The 15,694-nt window shown below is 75.3% G+C and carries 12 protein-coding genes and 1 pseudogene; 5 read left to right on the plus strand and 8 right to left on the minus strand.

Annotated features, from left to right (window positions below; translation table 11 throughout):
• Positions 1–57: 57 nt before the first annotated feature.
• Positions 58–318 (plus strand): annotated as a pseudogene (locus VE546_RS16675) (EmrB/QacA family drug resistance transporter); the annotation flags it as partial.
• 144 nt (positions 319–462) lie between these two features.
• On the opposite strand, the gene VE546_RS16680 reads toward VE546_RS16675, so the two are convergent.
• Entirely contained in the window at positions 463–816 is a 354-nt protein-coding gene (locus VE546_RS16680; RefSeq protein ID WP_324923010.1) for an antibiotic biosynthesis monooxygenase, read from the minus strand.
• A 173-nt stretch (positions 817–989) separates the two neighbouring features.
• On the opposite strand from VE546_RS16680, the gene VE546_RS16685 reads away from it, so the two are divergent.
• On the plus strand, positions 990–3,047 hold the full coding sequence (locus tag VE546_RS16685) for a bifunctional glycosyltransferase 87/phosphatase PAP2 family protein (RefSeq protein ID WP_414720505.1): 2,058 nt from the start codon (positions 990–992) through the stop codon (positions 3,045–3,047).
• A gap of 64 nt (positions 3,048–3,111) precedes the next feature.
• On the opposite strand, the gene VE546_RS16690 is transcribed toward VE546_RS16685, so the two are convergent.
• From VE546_RS16690 to VE546_RS16720, 7 genes are read right to left on the minus strand one after another with little or no spacing between them, the layout of a single operon-like run.
• Complete coding sequence (locus tag VE546_RS16690) at positions 3,112–3,537, minus strand: hypothetical protein (protein WP_324923014.1); 426 nt, start codon at positions 3,535–3,537, stop codon at positions 3,112–3,114.
• Positions 3,534–4,280 carry a hypothetical protein gene (locus tag VE546_RS16695; RefSeq protein ID WP_324923016.1) on the minus strand — a complete coding sequence of 249 codons (747 nt, stop codon included), beginning with the start codon at positions 4,278–4,280 and terminating at the stop codon, positions 3,534–3,536. Before VE546_RS16695 ends, VE546_RS16690 begins: the two co-directional genes overlap by 4 nt.
• Positions 4,281–4,316: 36 nt before the next feature.
• A complete protein-coding gene (locus VE546_RS16700; RefSeq protein ID WP_324923018.1) occupies positions 4,317–5,168 on the minus strand; it encodes an ECF transporter S component in 852 nt (283 codons plus the stop codon).
• Positions 5,165–6,889: an ABC transporter ATP-binding protein gene (locus VE546_RS16705; protein ID WP_324923020.1), complete on the minus strand. Its 1,725-nt coding sequence runs from the start codon at positions 6,887–6,889 to the stop codon at positions 5,165–5,167. Before VE546_RS16705 ends, VE546_RS16700 begins: the two co-directional genes overlap by 4 nt.
• Positions 6,886–8,082, minus strand: coding sequence for a CbiQ family ECF transporter T component (locus tag VE546_RS16710; RefSeq protein WP_324923022.1), 1,197 nt, complete (start codon positions 8,080–8,082; stop codon positions 6,886–6,888). Before VE546_RS16710 ends, VE546_RS16705 begins: the two co-directional genes overlap by 4 nt.
• Entirely contained in the window at positions 8,079–8,792 is a 714-nt protein-coding gene (locus VE546_RS16715; RefSeq protein ID WP_324923024.1) for an SCO2322 family protein, read from the minus strand. Before VE546_RS16715 ends, VE546_RS16710 begins: the two co-directional genes overlap by 4 nt.
• Positions 8,789–10,099 (minus strand): prenyltransferase/squalene oxidase repeat-containing protein, encoded by a 1,311-nt coding sequence (locus VE546_RS16720; protein ID WP_324923026.1) that lies wholly within the window; start codon positions 10,097–10,099, stop codon positions 8,789–8,791. The genes VE546_RS16715 and VE546_RS16720 overlap by 4 nt, the downstream gene beginning before the upstream one ends.
• Before the next feature lie 823 nt (positions 10,100–10,922).
• Between VE546_RS16720 and VE546_RS16725 the strand changes: the two genes are divergently transcribed.
• The 3 genes from VE546_RS16725 to VE546_RS16735 all read left to right on the plus strand — a co-directional run bounded on the left by VE546_RS16725 (position 10,923) and on the right by VE546_RS16735 (position 15,593).
• Positions 10,923–12,512, plus strand: coding sequence for a peptidoglycan-binding protein (locus VE546_RS16725; protein WP_324923028.1), 1,590 nt, complete (start codon positions 10,923–10,925; stop codon positions 12,510–12,512).
• A gap of 246 nt (positions 12,513–12,758) precedes the next feature.
• Positions 12,759–15,461 carry a class III lanthionine synthetase LanKC gene (gene lanKC / locus VE546_RS16730; RefSeq protein ID WP_324923030.1) on the plus strand — a complete coding sequence of 901 codons (2,703 nt, stop codon included), beginning with the start codon at positions 12,759–12,761 and terminating at the stop codon, positions 15,459–15,461.
• Positions 15,462–15,473: 12 nt separating this feature from the next.
• Positions 15,474–15,593, plus strand: coding sequence for a SapB/AmfS family lanthipeptide (locus tag VE546_RS16735; RefSeq protein WP_324923032.1), 120 nt, complete (start codon positions 15,474–15,476; stop codon positions 15,591–15,593).
• The last annotated feature ends 101 nt before the right edge of the window (positions 15,594–15,694 follow it).

Genomic DNA, 15,694 nt, shown 5'->3' on the forward strand with positions numbered 1-15,694 from the left:
GCCCTGCTGCTGGGCAGCCTGCCCGCCGCCCTGGACCAGACGATCGCCGCCACCGCGATCCCGACGGTCGTCAGCGGCTCCGGCGGCCCGAACCGCCTCTCCCGGGTGGTCTGCCCCCTGGTCCCCACCGTCGCCACCCCGCTGTGGGGCGAGCCCGGCGACCGGTACGGGCGCGGGCGGCTCCACCAGGGCGCGATCGCCGTCCTCCTCATCGGCCCGGTGCCGTGCGGGCTCGCCCGGACCATGGGCGAGCCGATCGCCTTCCGGGCCGTCCAGGGGCTGGGCGGCGGCGGTCTGCCGGTGCCGTCCACGGCGATCGTCGGCGACACCGTCCCGCCCCGCGACCGGGGCCGCCACCAGGGCGTGTTCGGCGGGGTCCTCGCGAGCGCCCGCGCCCGTCCGGCCGGGCGCGGTGGCCTGAGGCGCGCCCAGCCGGACGCACCCCGCCCCGCGCCGGCGCGGTCAGCCCTCCTCCGGCTCCTTCGCCCCCTTCGGCCTGGGCCCGGCCTGCTGGACCACCTCGAAGGTCCACAGGGCGGAGTCGGAGGCCGCCGGGCGCCGCCCCTCGCCCCCCTCACCGCCGCCGCCCCGGTGGGCGGCCCTCATCGGGCCCTCCAGCCACGCCCGGTACGACGCCTCGTCGCGCCAGCGGGTGTAGACCAGGTAGCGGTCGGTGCCCTCCAGCGGGCGGAGGAGTTCGAACCACTCGAAACCGTCCGAGGCCTCCACCACCCCGGCCCGGGAGGCGAACCGCCGCTCCAGGGTTTCGCGCTGGTCCGGCGGGACGGTGAGGGCGTTGATCTTCACGATGCTCATACCGTCCATCGTGCCTCCCGCCGGCCGGGACCACCCAGTACGACCGTCAGGTGACCGCACGGTGTCCGGCGTCTGACCGGTCGGAGATGATGTCCGCGTTCGCGTCGGCGTCCACACGCGCGCGGACCTTCCGGGGCGAATCCGGGGCCGAGGGGAAATGGGGGCTGTTGGGCGTGGCGGATACGGAGAGGCGCGGAGCGGCGGGGGAGTTGCGGTGGGGGTCGCGCGGCGGCCTGGCGCTGGTGGCGCTGTGGCTGCTGGCGGGGGCGCTGGCCGCGCGCCAGGCCGCCGCGGTGCTGCGGCAGCCGCCGGAGAGACGGCTCACCGACCTCGCGGCATGGCTCGGCGACCAGGGGGTCCTGGAGGTCAGCGGACCGCTCTACGACGGCGGGACGTTCACCGGGACCCCGTTCTCCGGGATGGTCCTCAGACCGCTGGCGAACGCCGCCGAGCAGACCCTCGGCGTCGCGTGGACCTTCGGCACCCTGCTGCTCGTCGTCGCACTCGGCCTGGTGGCCGTGACCGCCCTGCCCGGGCCGGCCGGCCGGGGCGTGCGGCTGGCCGCCGCCCCGGTGGCGATCAGCCTGCTGGTGCTGTCCGTGCCGGTGCGCAACACCTTCCACCTGGGCCAGACCAGCATCATCCCGGTGCTGCTGGTGCTCTGCGGCCTGCTGTACGCCGCCCGCTCCCCGCGCGGCGCCGGCACCGCCGTCGGAGTGGCCGCGGCCCTCCAGCCCACCGTGCTGCTCTTCGTGCCGCTGCTGTGGACGACCGGGCGGCGGCGGGCGGCGGCCGTCTCGGGCGGGGTCTTCGCCGGATGCACCGCGCTGGCCTGGGCCGTCATGCCGTCCGACTCCTGGACGTACTGGGTGCACCACCTCGCCGGGGCCGGGCTCGGCGCACCCGCCGACGCGCAGGCCAACCAGTCCCTGCACGGCCTGCTGCTCCGGCTGGGCCTCCGGGGCCCGCTGGAGATCGCCCTGTTCGCGGCCCTGGCCGGCGCGGTCGCGGTGGTGGGGCTGCGGAGGGCCGCCCGGTACGCGCTGGACGGCCAGCTCCTGCTGGCCGCCGCCCTCACCGGCTGCGTCGCGGTCGCCGTCTCACCGGCCGCCTGGCAGCACCAGCAACTGTGGATCCTGCTGGCCGCGGTCGGCCGGGTGGGCCGCCGCTCGGGGGACCGCCTGGTGTGGCCGGTCTTCCTGGTGCTGGTGATGACGCTGGACAGCACCGCGCTGGTCCCCCACATCGCCGTCCTCGCCCCGCTGGGCGAGAACGCCCCGCTGATCGCCGCCCTGTTGGCGTCCTGCGTCCTGCCCTTCGTCTCCCGCAGCTCGCCGCTGTGGGACGCCCCCGAGCGCTCCGGCCCGCTCAGCCGCCCCAACCTGATGCTGGAGCTGCTGCTCATCCGGGTCGGCTACTGGCTGTACTCCCTCATCCGCTCCCTGGCCCCGGACGGGCGCGAACTGGCCGAGGCGCACGGCCGGCAGATCCTCGCGATCGAGGACGCGCTGGGCCTGGACGTGGAGCACTGGCTCAACCACGCCGTGGTGCGGGCGGGTCCGCTGGAGGACGCCATGAACTCCTACTACTCCAGCCTGCACTTCCTGGTGCCCATCGTCCTGCTCGCCGTCCTGTACGTGCGCCGCCCGGTCACCTACCGCTGGGCCCGCACCTCCCTGTCGTTCGCCACGCTGCTGGGACTGGTCGGCTTCTGGCTCTACCCGCTGGCGCCGCCGCGCCTGATGCCGGGCCTGGGGTACGTCGACACCGCGCACGGCCCGCAGAACTTCGACGATCCCGACTTCGGCGTGCTGACCGGGATATCCAACCAGTACGCGGCGATGCCGTCGCTGCACGTCGGCTGGTCCCTGTGGTGCGCGGTCGTCATCATCCGCATCACCCCGAACGTGTGGCTGCGGGTGCTCGGCGCGCTCCATCCGGTGCTGACCACGGTGGTGGTGATGGGCACCGCCAACCACTACCTGCTGGACGCCGCGGGCGGGGTGGCGGTGGTCGCCGCGGGCTTCGGCATCACCCGGCTCTGGCTCCGCCACGGACCCGCCGCGCGGGCGGCGGAGCAGCCGGTGGAGCAGGGGGAGGAGCAGGGGCAGCGGGCGGAACGGGCGGGACCGCCGGAGGCCGCGCCGGAGCCGGCGGGGACGGAAGGCGGGGAGGCCGCGCCGGAGGGGGAGAGCGCCCCGGCCGCCGTGCCCCGGAACCCCGGGCCGTGAACGTGAGGAGGGGCCCCACCCGTACGTGCGGGCGGGGCCCCTCCGGCGGGCCCGGGAGCGGTCCTCACAGCCGCAGGAGCTGCTCGGCGCTGTCCCGGTACCGGCGCAGGGCGTTGCGGAGGTCCTCCGTCTCCGCCGTCGCGTCCTCGCCGCGCCAGGGCGCGCGCAGACCGTGATGGCGCTCGGCGATGCGGGCGCTGATGCGGCGGGAGATCTCCTCGAACAGGGCGTCCGCCTCCTCGACCGAGCGCCGCGGCGCGTCGACGAAGCCGTTCACCGCGTGGTGCAGGCGGCGGCCGAACTCCTCCCGCTCCTGGGGCGACAGGAGTGCGGTGCCCCCGGTGTCCCGCTCCGGGCGGGCCTCCCGCTCCGGGCGGGCCGGCTCCGTCCCGGCCGCGGGTTCGGGCGGGAGGTGCGTGCCGTCCGGCCGGTGCGTCCGGTCGGTTGGGTGCATCCGGTCGGTTTGGTCGGTCCGGTGGGTCGTGGTCATGCCCTACCCCTCGACGTGTCGTGGCGGTGCGTCGTCATCCGGAAGGCGTGCAGCTTCTCGGAGAGACGGCCGTGGTGCCGCGGCTCGCCGTCGGCGTGGCCGTCGCGGTGGCCGTCGTGGTGGTCTCCGGCGGGTCCGCCGGGTCCGCCGTGGTGGTCGTCACGGCCGTCGCCGTGGCCGTTGCGGCCGGTGGCCGGGGCGTCGGCGGGCTGCTGCGCCATGAGGTCCTCGTACAGCGCCCGGGCGTGCACCAGGGCCTCGCGCAGCCGCTCGGTGTCGGCCTGGCCCTCGCGGGCCAGGACGGCCACCGCGTGCATCTCGCGGTAGCCCTGGATGCGCCGCGGGTGGTGCACCGAGAGCGCGGCGACCTGCTCGTCGTAGCCGTCGCCCGGGAAGCCGCGGGCCTCGGCCAGGCGGCCCAGCAGCCGGTCGGCCTCGGCGACCGCCTCGGCGGGCGCGTCGACGAACCGCTCCTGGACGGCGGCCCACTGGGCGGCGTACTGCTCGCGCTCCTGGGGCGTCAACGGCTGCATCCGCAGCTCTCCGTGCCGCTGCAGCCGTTCCTGGAGTTCCTTCTCGGCGGCCTTGGTGTCACCGCCGTGCTGGGCGACGGTCCGTTCGTACTCGGGGCCGAAGCGGCGCCGCAGGGAGCGCGGGCCCCTCCGCCCGGTACCGAAGTACAGGGCGAGTACGAGGACGGCGACCGCCGCCACGATCAGAGTGATGATCAAGCCTGTGGACATGGCTCGCCTTCCACGAGTGTCCCCTTGCACGGGCTGTCATCTGTCCGGGTTGCCGCCCTTGTCCCCGTCAAACGAGCCGCCGGTGAAGGCGACCGGAGCACCGAACGCAGCCCGCCGCGTGGCCCGGCGCAGCGCCCGCAGCACCGCACCGCCCAGGGTGAGGACGAGCACCGCGGTCAGCAGCGCGCGCGAGAGGTCCCAACCCATCGAGGTGGCCAGGACGTAGGCGGTGAACCGCACCAGGTTCTCGCCGACCGGGTCGCCGGGCACGAAGGAGACGCCCGTGCCCAGACCGGCGATGTACGGCCAGCCCTGAAGGTTCATCACCACGCCGTACAGCACCGAGGCGACGGCCCCGTACGCCGCGAGCATCGCCAACTCCCGCCGCCCGCGCAGCCGGTGGGGCCCCGGCAGCAGACCCGCGCCCATCGCCACCCAGCCCATCGACAGCATCTGGAACGGCAGCCACGGTCCGACCCCGCCGGTCAGCAGCGCGGACGCGAACATCGACACCGCGCCCAGCACGAAACCGAAGCCCGGCCCCAGGACCCGCCCGGAGAGCACCATCAGGAAGAACATCGGCTCGAGTCCCGCCGTACCCGCCCCCAGCGGGCGCAGCGCGGCGCCCGCGGCGGCCAGCACGCCCAGCATCGCGACGGCCTTGGCGTCCAGGCCGGTGTCGGCGATGGTCGCGACCACCACGGCCAGCAGCAGCGGCAGCAGCGCCGCGAACAGCCAGGGCGCGTCGTGGGAGTGGGCCAGTCCGGAGGCGGAGTCGGCCAGCAGCGGCCAGCCGAAGGCGGCGACGCCGACCGCCGAGACGAGCGCGAGCGCGGCGACGGACCGCGGCCCGAGCCGTACGGCCCGCGTCCGGCCGGGGCGGCTCATCCGCGTCCCCCCGGTTCCTCCGGTTCCTCCGCTCCTTCCGGCCTCTCCGGCTCCTCCGGCTCCTCCGGTTCCTCCGGTCCGTCCAGGGCCGCCCGCACCTGGGCGACCGTGAGCCAGGGCTGCGGTGCGAGGACCTTGGCGACCTGCGGGGCGAAGGCGGGGGAGGAGGTGACGACCTCGGCGGCCGGTCCGTCGGCCACCACCTCGCCGTCGGCCAGGACGACCACGCGGTGGGCGAGTTCGGCGGCGAGCTCGACGTCGTGGGTGGCCAGGACGATGGCGTGGCCGTCGCGGGCCAGCGAGCGCAGGACGCCGACCAACCGCTCCTTCGCCGCGTAGTCCAGGCCGCGCGTCGGCTCGTCCAGGAGCAGCAGCGGCGGGGCGGCGGTGAGGACCACCGCCAGGGCCAGGACGAGGCGCTGACCCTCCGACAGGTCGCGCGGGTGCGCATCGCCGGACACGTCCGGCAGCAGGGAGTCCACCAGGGCGCGGCAGGTGCCCGGCTCGGCACCCGCGTCCCGGTCGGCGGCGGCGCACTCGGCGGCGACGGTGTCCGCGTACAGCAGGTCGCGCGGCTCCTGCGGCACGAGCCCGGCGTGGCGCAGCAGCTCGGCGGGCCGGACGCGGTGCGGGACGACACCGCCGGACGTGCCGCCGGATGCGCCACCGGGCGCGCCGCCGCCCAGGAGCACCCGGCCGCGCGCCGGCTCGTACACGCCGACCAGGGTGTTCAGCAGGGTGGACTTGCCCGCGCCGTTGCGGCCCATCAGCGCCACCGTCTCGCCCGGCCGCACCGTCAGGTCCACGTCCCGCAGGGCGGCGGTCCGGCCCCGGTGGACGGAGAGCGAGGAGACCTCGGCCAGCGGCGGCGCGCCGGGCGGTCCGTCCGGTGCGGGCGGGACGAGCGGCGCGAGCCGCTCCCGCAGGCCGGCCGCCCTGCGGCGGGCGTCCCGCACCGACAGCGGCGGCGGGGACCAGCCGGCGAGCCGGCCGAGGGCCACCACGGGCGGGTGGACCGGCGAGAGCGCCATCACCTCGGCGGGATCGCCCAGGACCGGCGCGGCGCCCGGCGCGGGCAGCAGCAGCACCCGGTCCGCGTACTGCACGACGCGCTCCAGGCGGTGCTCGGCCATCAGCACCGTCGTGCCCAGGTCGTGGACCAGCCGCTGGAGCACGGCCAGCACCTCCTCCGCCGCGGCCGGGTCGAGCGCGGAGGTCGGCTCGTCCAGCACCAGCACCTTCGGGTGCGTGGTGAGCACCGAGCCGATGGCGACCCGCTGCATCTGCCCGCCCGAGAGGGTGGCGATGGGCCGGTCGCGCAGCTCGGCGAGGCCCAGCAGGTCGAGGGTCTCCTCGACCCGGCGCCGCATGGTGTCGGCGGGCAGGCCCAGGCACTCCATGCCGTAGGCGAGTTCGTCCTCGACGGTGTCGGTGACGAAGTGGGCGAGCGGGTCCTGGCCGACCGTGCCGACGACGTCGGCCAGTTCGCGCGGCTTGTGGTGGCGGGTGTCACGGCCGTCCACGGTCACCCGGCCGTGCAGGGTGCCGCCGGTGAAGTGCGGGACGAGCCCGGAGACGGTGCCCAGCAGCGTGGACTTGCCGGTGCCGGACGGGCCGACGAGGAGCACCAGTTCGCCCTCCTCGACGGTGAGGTCCACCCCGTGCAGGACGGGCGCGGCGGCGTCCTCGTAGGTGACGCCGACCTGGTCGAAACGGATCATGCGCGGGTCGTCTCCTTCGCCGGTGGGGCCGCCCCGGCCCGTTCGGTGCGGCCGGTGTGTCCGGTGCGGCCGGTGTGTCCGTCCCGTGCCGCCGGCACGGGCGCGACCAGGGCCGGGAGCAGGCCGAGCAGGACGGCCGCCGCGGGCCACAGCGGCAGGACGGGGGCGGCCGGCGGGACCACGGACGGGTGGAGGGCCTCCGGGGCGGAGGACGCGGCCAGGATCACGGCCGCGGCGACCGCCGCGCCGGAGGCGGACACCAGCCAGGCGCGCGCCCCCCAGCGGTCGGGCCGGTAGCGGCTGCGCACCGAGCGGCGCCCGCCCAGCCACAGCCCGCCGAACGCCGCGGCCGCTCCCAGGACCAGCACCGGCAGGCCCAGGGCCGCGCCCTCGGCCGCCAGCAGCCCGTACGTCCCGGCGCACACGCCCAGCAGTCCGCCGAGGGTGAGGACGGCGGTGGTGCGGCGCACGGCGGCCGGCACCCGCGCGGTACGGCCGTAGCCGCGCGCGTCCATCGAGGCGGCCAGCGCCACCGACCGCTCCAGCGCGCCCTCCAGCACCGGCAGCCCGATGCGCAGCAGCGCCCCGATCCCCTTGTCGGCGCGGCCGCGCAGCCGGCGGGCGGCGCGCACCCGCCGGACGTCGGCGACGAGGTGCGGCGCGAACGTCATCGCGACCACCACCGCCACCCCGGCCTCGTACAGGGCGGCGGGCAGGGACTTCAGCAGCCGGGCGGGGCTGGCCAGGGCGTTGGCGGCGCCGACGCAGACCAGCAGCGCGGCCAGCCGGAGCCCGTCGTACAGCGCGAACACCAGGCCCTCGGCCGTCACCCGGCCGCCGATCCGCACGCCCTGCGCCCAGTCGGGCAGCGGGACCTCGGGGAGGGTGAACAGCACACGGCTGCCGGGGATGGGGGAGCCCAGGACGGTGGCGAACACCAGCCGGACGGCCAGCACCAGCAGGCCGAGCCGGAGGAAGGCGCCGTAGCTGCGCGCCCAGGGGGCGTCGGTGCAACGGGCCGCGACGACGTACCCCGCGACGGCGACGATCAGCGCCAGCAGCAGCGGGTTGGTGGTCCGGGACGCGGCCGTGGCCAGCCCGAGCGCCCACAGCCACCACGCGCCCGCGTGCAGGGCGCCCGCGCGGGTGGCCTGCGGGGCGCGCAGGGCGGACAGGGCGGAGCGGACGGTCATGACCGGCGTCGGCGGGCCCGCAGCACGGCCGCGGCACCGAGGACGGCGACGACGGCGATGCCGCCGAGCAGGCCCACGGAGGGGCCGCCCGCGGAGGCCGTGCCGCCGGAGTCCGCGGCGCCGTCGGCGGTGCCGGTGTCATTGCCGCTGCCGGCGCTGTCGGTGCTGTCGGCGGCGTCGTTCCCGTCGTCCGCGTCGCCGGCCACCCGCTCGCCGCAGCCCGACCTCGGGTAGCCCGCGATGGCGCACAGCAGCGACTCGGAGTTGTACCGCAGCGGCTTCAGGGCGGCGGCCAGCGCATCGGCGGCGGTCCCGTCCTCGGGGACGCGCGCACAGACCGTACGCCCCTCGGGCGGGGTCTCGCCCGGGGGCGCGTCGGCCCGGGTGCCGAAGTCGACGCTCAGCGCGATCCGCTTGCTGCCCGGCCGCGGTTCGGTGCCGTCGCAGATCGCCGCGAAGGACGCCCGGCCGCGCGGCCTGTCGGCGTCGGCGGAGTTCTCGCTCACGGCGAAGCGGAACCCGAGCACGGCACCGTCCTCGGGCCGCAGCGTGCCCGGCCCCTGCGTGGCGTACGTCCACTCCCGCCCGTCCCGCTCCCAGAAGGACCAGTAGCGGTACCCCTCCGCGTGCGCGGGCGCCGCGCCGAGCGCCAGGGACCCGGCGGCCAGCGCGGCACCCAGCAGGACGCGCGGGGCGCGGGGCGCGGTCACTGTGACCGCCTCCTGTTCCGGAGGCTGAGCAGGAAGCCGATGCCCGCGCCGGCGGCCAGGCCCGCGCCGACGAAGGACCACGTCACCGCCGAGCCGTCGCCGTCCTTCCCGCCGTCCTTCTCCTTCCCGCCGTCGCCGCTGTCTTCGCCGTCGCCGTCGCCGCCGTCCGCCGGTACGGACGCCGGGCGCGGGCCGGTGGCGTTCAGGCGCTCGACCAGGTCGGTGCCGCCGAAGTCGGCCGGGTCGCCGCCCACGGCACGGGTGGCCAGGACAAGCTGGCCCAGGGCGGCCGGGCTGCCGGCGAACTTGTCCCACTTCGGGGCGTTCTTCTCCAGCCAGGTCAGCGACGCGCGCGCCGCGTCGCGGTGGCCGCCCGCGGCCAGGGCGATCACGGCGTCGGCGGTGTTGCCGTAGTCCGGCTGCCCCTCGGCGCCGGGCATGGCGGACGTCAGGTGACCGCCGCCCGCCCGGAGCACCCGCGTCAGGTACGCGGCGCCGCCCTCGGCGGCCTCGGCCGGGGTGCGTCCGCCGTCCTTCCCGTCCTTGCCGCACTCCAGCGGCTTCGCGGACGCGCCGCCGTCCCCGCCGCCGGGCTCGACGACCAGGTCCTCGCCGAGGGCGGCCAGGACGGCGGCGGCCGTCGCGTCGTCGTTCGCGGCGAGGCGGCCCTTGGCGTCCGGCTGGTACGCGAAGGCGCCGCGCTCGGCCTCCTTCGCGCCGCAGCCGAGCTGGAAGCCCAGCAGGGAGTCGTAGGGCGACTTCCGGTCCTTGGCCGAGCGCACCTTCGCCGGGTCCTCGCCCGCCGCCACCAGGGCGCCGATGACGACGGAGACGGAGTTGGCGTCGCTGGCGCCGCCCGGGTTGTAACCCCAGCCGCCGTCCTGGTTCTGGACCTGCTTCAGCCACTCGACCGCCTTCCCGACCTGCCTGTCGTGGCCGCCGAGGGCGGCCAGCGCCTGGACGGCGGCGGCCGTGGCGTTGACGTCGGCCACGGTCTTGGCGTTGCACGGCTGGGAGGGGTCGGGGCGGTAGGAGGTGAAGGCGCCGTCCGCGCACTGCTGCCCGGTCAGCCACTCCACGGCCTCCTCCGCGGGCCGTACCCCGACCGCGTCCTGGGCCAGCAGGGCCAGGGACTGGCGCCACACGCCGTCGTACTGCGGGTCGTCCTTCCCGTACAGCGCGGACGGCGGCTTCGGCCGCTTGGGAGCCGGTGCGGACGGCGACTCGTCGGCGGTGGCCACGGGGGCCGCGACCGCGCAGAGCACGGCGGAGGCGGCCAGGACCGCGGCGGTGCGGCGCAGGGACATGACGGTGCCTTTCTCGTGGGCGTCTGCTGGGCGCAGCCGTGCGCGGACGGCCGACCGCGCTCACCGCACGGGGCACACCGGGCTCGGCTCCGCATTCCTCGACGGTGCCGGTACCGGGGCCGGCGCCCCGCCGTTCGGCGGAGGTGCCGGCCCCGGGAGCCTGCTCGTGCCCGGGCGGGTGCTCCGGCTCGCACGGCGGGCGGCGCGTCCGCCGTGCTCACGGTTGCGGGTCAGCGCCGGATTCGCACCGGCTTCCCCCGTTAGGGCACGTGACGTTCGTCGGCTCACTCTAACGGGCGGATGGCCCGGCTCCGCCGGTGGTGGGGCGGGACCGCGGCGCGGGACGGGCCGCCGAAGGGGCGCCGTACGGCCATGTCCCCGGCGCGGGCGGGGAGTTGGGGGGCCGCCGGCCCGTCCGCCGGTCCAAAAGGCGGTCAAAAGGCGGATCGGGGTGGATTTCCCCGTTTGTTTCCCGCGCTCTTTTCAGTGGTCCGACCAAAGAATTCCTGGCATTTTCCGCGCCCTTCGTTGACGCGCGTAGCGCCGGGCCGTCACGCTCGGGGACGCGGAATCCCCCGGCGCGTGGACGGTCGCGCCGGGGGAGGCATCCGTGCAGGCGACAGCGGTGTTCCGGGCGCGGAACACCGGGTCCGGATCTTTTCCGCGGCCCTCCCGGAATTCCTCCGGGCGGCGTGCGTGATCGGCGGAGAAGTCCGGGGCATTGTTGACGTGTGCATGACCTAAAAGGGAAAAATCCCGCCATCCACCGGCGTGAGCGAGCAGCGAATGCTCACCCCCACGCGCATGCTGACCGGGAGGAAGAATGTTCCGACGTTCCACGGCCTGGAGACGGGTGGGCACCCCCGTGCTCGGCGGCCTGGCCGCCGCGGCCCTGCTCGTCACGGGCCAGCCCGCGGGCGCCGCGCCCGCCGACGCCGCGCCGCGCGCCCCGATGAACCGGGCGTTCGCGCAGGCCGCCGAGGAGTACCAGGTGCCGCGGGACCTGCTGGTCGCGGTCGGCTACGGGGAGACCCACCTCGACGGCCACGGCGGCGAGCCCAGCCACGCGGGCGGCTACGGGGTGATGCACCTGGTCAGCAACCCCGAGAACCGCACCCTGGAGAAGGCCGCCGAGCTGACCGGCGAGCCGCGGGAGGAGCTGCGGCGGGACACCGCGGCCAACATCCTCGGCGGTGCCGCCGTCCTGCGCGCCTACGCCGACGAACTGGACCTGGACGCCGCCGAACGCCGCGACGTGGACGCCTGGTACCCGGTGGTCGCCCGCTACAGCGGTGCGGACGACGACCGCACGGCACGGCTGTACGCCGACACCGTCTACGACTTCCTCGCCGACGGCTTCAGCGCCCTGACCCCGGCGGGCGAGCGGGTCACCGTACGGTCCCGGGACGTCGAGCCCGAACTCGGCCGCTACGCGAAGGTCCGCTCCCTGGACGAGGCTCCCGCCTCCTCGGAGGCCGGCGCGCTGAGCACCGACTACCCGCCCGCGCGGTGGGTGGCGGCCCACTCCGGCAACTACACCGTCGGCCGCTCGGCGTCGATCACCCACGTGGTCGTCCACGTCACCCAGGGCTCGTACGCCGGGACGATCAGTTGGTTCCAGAACCCGGACTCCAACGTCAGCGCCCACTACGTGATCCGCTCCTCCGACGGGGAGGTCACGCAGATGGTCCGCGAGCGCGACACCGCGTACCACGCCCGGTCGGGCAACCCCTACTCCGTCGGCATCGAGCACGAGGGGTACGTCGACAACCCCTCCTGGTTCACCGACGCCATGTACCGCTCCTCGGCCGCGCTGACCCGGCACCTGTGCGACCGCTACGGCATCCCCAAGGACCGGTCGCACATCGTCGCCCACAGCGAGGTGCCCGGCAACGACCACACCGACCCCGGCCCCAACTGGAACTGGACCTACTACCTGCAACTGGTCCGCAACGGTGACGCCACCCCGCCCGTCCAGCTCAACTTCACCTCCTACAGCACGCTGCGCAGCGGCTCCACCGGCGCCCAGGTGAAGGCCGCCCAGCACCTGCTGAACCAGAACGGCTTCAACGCCGGCACCGTGGACGGCGTCTTCGGCTCCGGCACCGAGAGCGCCGTGAAGGCGTTCCAGAGCAGCCGCGGCCTGACCGCCGACGGCGTCGTGGGCGCCCGCACCTGGACGGCCCTGCTCTCGGCGGGCACCAAGCCGGTGCTGCGGCAGGGGAGTTCGGGCGTCGACGTGGAGCGGCTCCAGCGCTCGCTGACGGCCGCGCTCGGCCGGACCGTGGGCATCGACGGCATGTTCGGCCCGAACACCGAGACCGCCGTCCGCGACTACCAGAGCAGCCGCGGCCTGACCGCCGACGGCGTCGTCGGCAGCGGGACCTGGGGAGCCCTGCAGGCCGGCAAGTAGACCGGCAGGCAGACCGGAACGGGCCGGAACGCACCGGCGAACAGGCCGGGAGACGGGCCGCACCACCACACCGGTGGTGCGGCCCGCCGTGTTGCGGGCGGATGAACGGGCTTTACAGAAAAGCCGTCGTTACTCATGAGTTCTTCACGGGCCATTCATGACAGCTGTGACTGTTCCGCCCCTCCTCACGCATGGAAAAGTCATGGCCATCGCCGCCAGTGACGACGGAAACCCGAAGGGGGAACGATGAGCAAGGGGTACGCAGTCTTCTGCGACGCGGACCGCCAGTTCTACGACGCCCCCCACCGCATCCCCGACGACACCGAGCGCGCCGGCGGCTACGAGGCCGCGCGCCGCCCCGCTCCCGAGGGCTGGCAGCGCCACCGCTTAGGGGACTGGCTGGCCCTGCGCCCGCTGGACGCCCGGCTGCCCAGCCAGGGCTGGAAGATCCACGTCTCCGCGTGCCTGGACAACGCCGAGCGGATCCTCGACAAGGTCTGGGACTACTGCGTGCCCCGCGGCATCGCCTTCAAGTTCATGCCGAGCCGCTACCTGCTGCACACCCGCAACGCCAAGTACGCCGACCGGGGCGGCAGCGGGAAGTTCATCACCGTCTACCCGGCCGACGACGAGCAGTGCCGCTCCATAGCCGAGGACCTGGACGCGCTGCTGGCCGGCGAGCCGGGCCCGTACATCCTCAGCGACCTGCGCTGGGGGAACGGACCGGTGTACGTGCGCTACGGCAGCTTCACCGAGCGGCACTGCTACGACGAGGACGGCGAACTGCGCCCCGCGATCGAGGACGCCGAGGGCCGCCTGGTGCCCGACCGCAGGGGCCCGTCCTTCCACGTCCCGGACTGGGTCACCCTGCCCGGCTTCCTCCGGCCCCACCTGGAGGCCCGCGGCGCCACCCGGCTCGGCGACATCCCGTACCGGATCGAGAAGGCCCTGCACTTCTCCAACGGCGGCGGCGTCTACGTCGGGACCGACACGCGCACCGGCGAGAAGGTCGTCCTCAAGGAGGGCCGTCCGCACGCGGGCCTGGCCGCCGACGGCGCCGACGCCGTGGCCCGGCTCCAGCGGGAGAAGGAGGCGCTGGAGCGGCTGTCCGGCCTGCCCCAGACACCCGAGGTGCGCGACTGGTTCACCCTCGGCGACCACCGCTTCCTGGTGCTGGAGTACATCGAGGGCAAGCCGCTCAACAGCTTCTTCGCCCGGCGGCACCCGCTGATCGAGGCGGACCCGGGCCCCGAACGGCTGGCCGAGTACACCGAGTGGGCGCTGCGCATCCACCGGCTGGTGGAGGAGGCCGTCGAGGCGATCCACGCCCGCGGCGTCGTCTTCAACGACCTGCACCTGTTCAACATCATGGTCTCCGAGGACGAGTCCTCGGTGGTGCTGCTGGACTTCGAGGCCGCCGCCCACATCGACGAGGGCCGCCGCCAGGTCATCGCCAACCCCGGCTTCGTCGCCCCCGCCGACCGCAGGGGCTTCGACGTCGACCGCTACGCCCTGGCCTGTCTGCGCATCGCCCTGTTCCTGCCGCTGACCAGCCTGTTCGCCGTGGACCGGGGCAAGGCCGCGCACCTGGCGCGGATCGCGGCACGGGAGTTCCCCGTACCGCGCGCCTTCCTCGACGAGGCGGTGGCGGAGATCACCCGGGGCTGGCAGCCCCCGGAACCGGCGGGAACCGGTTCCGGCGGCACGACCGGGAACACGGCCGGGAGCACGTTGGGGGCGAGGACGGGCGGCCCCGAGGAGGGCTACCTGCCCCTGCACCCCGCCGACTGGCCGCGCAGCCGCGACTCGATGGTGCGGGCCGTGCTCGCCTCGGCCACCCCCGAACGCGAGGACCGCTTCTTCCCCGGCGACATCGCCCAGTTCGCCCGCGGCGGCGGCATCTGCTTCGCCCACGGCGCGGCCGGGGTGCTCTACGCCCTGGCCGAGACCGGCGGCGAGCGATGTCCCGAGGCCGAGGAGTGGCTGCTGCGGAAGACCAAGGAACCCGCCTCCGGCACGCCGCTGGGCTTCTACGACGGCCTGTCCGGCGTCGCCTGGACCCTGGAGCGGTTCGGGCACACCGACCGCGCCCTGGAACTGGCCGAGACGATCGTCTCCCAGCCCTGGGACCCCATCGCCCCCGACCTGCACGGCGGCCTGGCCGGGATCGGCCTGGCCCTGGACTCCCTGGCCGCGAGCACGGGCGAGAGCGCGCTGCACGACGAGGCGCTGCGCTGCGCCCAGCTCGTCGCCGACAAGGCCGACCGGCGCGGCCGGCCGGACAAGCCGGCCGTCAAGGGCGCCCCGCGCGCCGGACTGCTGCACGGCTCGGCCGGCCAGGCCCTGCTCTTCCTGCGGCTGTACGAGCGCACCGGCCAGCCCGAGCTGCTCGACCGCGCCGCCGCCGCGCTCCACCGCGACCTCGACTGCTGTGTGACCAGCACCGGCGGCGCCCTCCAGGTGGACGAGGGCTGGCGCACCATGCCCTACCTCGGTGCGGGCAGCGTCGGCATCGGCATGGTGCTGGACGACTACGCCGCCCACCGCGAGGAAGAACGGTTCGAGCGGGCCCGGCACGACATCGTGCGGGCGGCCCGGTCGAAGTTCTACGCCCAGCCCGGCCTGTTCCGGGGCGTGGCCGGCATGGTGCTCCACCTCGGCCGCACCACCGCCGGCGGCCCCGGCGCCCACGAGGCCGACCTGCGCCGCCAGATCGACTCCCTGACCTGGGGAGCCGTCCCCTACCAGGGCCATCTGGCCTTCCCCGGCGAGCAGATGATGCGTCTGTCGATGGATCTGGGCACCGGCACCGCCGGATGCCTGCTCGCCCTGGGCAGTGCGCTGCACGACGAACCCGTGCACCTGCCCTTCCTCCCGCCGCTGCGGCGGCCCACGAGCCGGTTCTCCGCCAGGAGGGCCGTACCGGAAAATCCCGTCCCCACGGAATGAAAGGAAAGAAAAATGACTCTTCTCGACCTGCAGGCCCTGGAGACCACGAACGAGGAGCTGACCGGTGGCGGCAGCGAGGCCAGCCTGCTGCTCTGCGGCGACAGCTCCCTGAGCGTCACCACCTGCAACTGACCTCGGACGCGCGGGCCTTCGACCGCGCGGCTGTGAGCAGGTAGCGCGCGGTCCCGGGCGGTCACGACGCCCGGGACCGCGTCGCCGTATCCCTGTGCCTA

The organism is Streptomyces sp. (genome assembly GCF_035644915.1).
Taxonomy (GTDB): Bacteria; Actinomycetota; Actinomycetes; order Streptomycetales; family Streptomycetaceae; genus Streptomyces.